Source organism: Methylobacterium nigriterrae (genome assembly GCF_037106235.1).
Classification (GTDB): Bacteria; Pseudomonadota; Alphaproteobacteria; order Rhizobiales; family Beijerinckiaceae; genus Methylobacterium; species Methylobacterium nigriterrae.
Map to the genome: position 1 here is coordinate 1 of NZ_JBAWTG010000302.1, position 2306 is coordinate 2306.

A 2306-nucleotide genomic window follows, 5' to 3' on the forward strand; every position below is an offset into this window, starting at 1 on the left:
AAGTTGCGTCGGACATCAGAGACCTACATAGCCAACGGCCAGCGCTTCTCGAAGGGGCTTCGGCAGGTGCGTTGAGCGGCGTCTCGACCGGTCACACACACGCCCCACCGCGGATCAAGGATCTTTTGCCTTCGACGGAGGGACAACACCGGGAATAACAGGGACAGAGAGGAATAGAATCTCTAGAGAAATGCTCCTGTTATCCCCGGCGAACAGGGACACAACCTGCCCAGAGTCCAGTCACGTTCTCGTCTGGCCCTGTCTGAATGCGGGTCCGCTTCACGGTGCGGGTAGAACGATTTGCCCAGCTCAGTCTCGGTGATACGTCCGAGGTCGGCGTCTCATGGCAGGGTAGCACGGGCCTGAGATGGACCCCTTCGCCAATGATGCCGAGGAGGTCGATGCGTGGCACCGCTCCCAGGCGGGACAGGGCGCCGCGGGACCAATCACAAACGAGAGAAGAGAGAGACGGACAACACCGTTATTTTCCTATTATAACGGGTCTGTTGTCCTTACGGTACCACGAGGATGGCGGCGGCAGCCCGACTGCCATCTCGGGAGCGCCAACCCACGGGGCTCAACGGGGCTGCGGCGGGGTCTCAATCCAGGTCGGCAGGCCCTGTAGCCGAATGCTTTCCTCAAAGGCCTCGTAGCCGACGGCGCCCGGCGAGTACATATGCACGATCCAGGGCCGGCATTGTCGATCCGGCCAACGTCGTGCGCACGGCTCTCCAAAGGCGCGGCCTCTGTCGCCGGCCTACTCGTCACCACCGAGGCGATGGTCGCGGACGCTCCAAAGGAGAGCCCGGCACCTGCAATGCCGCGTGGCGGCATAGCTGGCATGGACTTCTGAAGCCGACCAGCATCAAGCCAACCGGACAGGCTGTTGTCAGGTGGCCTGTCTGCTTCTGCCGTTCAGATGCAGCAAGCAGACTTGCAGCTTACGGACAGAAACCGCCTATTGCACGCCGCGCCTTCGGTAGCCGTTCGGTCGACCCAACCGCCGGCGGACGAGATATTCGCATGGCATGGCGAAGGGGTGGGCAGCTCTTGACTTTGGCGATCACTGGACAAGATTAACCTCGCTTTGGCCACGCACGGCCCCAGATCAACTACGGTCGGCGCGTGGACAAAGCGGGCCATGTCCCAACGGCTCCCAACCCCCGCAACGCTGAGCCGTCTCGACCTGAAGACCTTGCGGCTGTTCGCGGCGATCTGCGAATGCGGCACGCTCAACGGCGCGGCTCGGCTTGCGGCGATCGCGCCCTCTGCGGTGAGCAAGCGCCTCGCCGAACTCGAACGGGCGCTCGGCTGCACGCTGCTCACCCGCGAACCCAAGGGAATGCGCCTCACTCCGGCAGGCGAGACGCTGCTTCACCACACCCGCCGGATGCTGGCCAGCGCCGAGCAGATCACACTTGAGCTCGCCGAGCACGCTCGCGGTGTGCGCGGCTTCGTGCGCGTCCTTGCCAATCTCTCGGCCATCGTGCAGTTCCTGCCCGAGGACCTGCAGGTGTTCCTTGCCGAGCAAGGGCGCATCCGGGTCGATTTGGAGGAGCGACCGAGCGACGGCGTCGTGGCCGGAATCGAGGACGGCGCAGCCGACCTCGGCATCTGCGCCGGCAGCACTGACACCCGCTCGCTGACGGCCTTCCCTTATCGCGGCGACCGCCTCGTCCTCGTCATGCCGGCGGGGCACGTCCTCGCCGGTAGGACCGAAATCGCGCTCGCCGACACCCTCGACCATGACCACGTCGGGCTGCATCGGGAGAGCTCCATTTATGCCGCGCTGCGCGACGAGGCGCGCCGCCTCGGGCGGCCGCTGCGCCTGCGCATCCACGTTCCGAGCTTCGACGCGATTTGCCGCATGGCCCAGGCCGGGATGGGCCTGGGCGTCGTACCCGAGCGCGTGCACGCCCTGCTCGCGCCGCAGATGCACCTTGTCGCTGTGCCGCTGACCGACCCATGGGCGCACCGAACCCTCAACATCGTCGTCCGATCCGGCCCTCTGCCGCCCGCCGCGGCGCTGCTGCTCGACCATCTTCGCGCGATAGCCTGAATCGAAGCGTTCTCCCCAGGAGAATGCACGATGGCGTATTGCGTTTGGACTTCGCACAATTGAGCGCTGTATTGATCGCCTCCAATACAGTGGAGGTACGCCCATGCCAGGATCGAGCGCGCAAGGCTCGGCCGCCACATCCGTACGGGGCCCGCTCGCCGGAATCCGCGTTCTCGAACTCGGCCAGCTGATCGCCGCGCCCTTCGCGGCGAGGTTGATGGCGGAGTTCGGCGCCGAGGTCATCAAG

At 65.2% G+C, this 2306-nt stretch carries 2 protein-coding genes; both read left to right on the forward strand.

What is annotated here, in order from left to right:
- Positions 1–1141 precede the first annotated feature (1141 nt).
- A complete protein-coding gene (locus WDW90_RS36450; RefSeq protein ID WP_336492612.1) occupies positions 1142–2059 on the forward strand; it encodes a LysR family transcriptional regulator in 918 nt (305 codons plus the stop codon).
- 103 nt (positions 2060–2162) lie between these two features.
- On the forward strand, positions 2163–2306 hold a 144-nt coding region (locus WDW90_RS36455; RefSeq protein WP_336492613.1), incomplete at its 3' end, for a CoA transferase.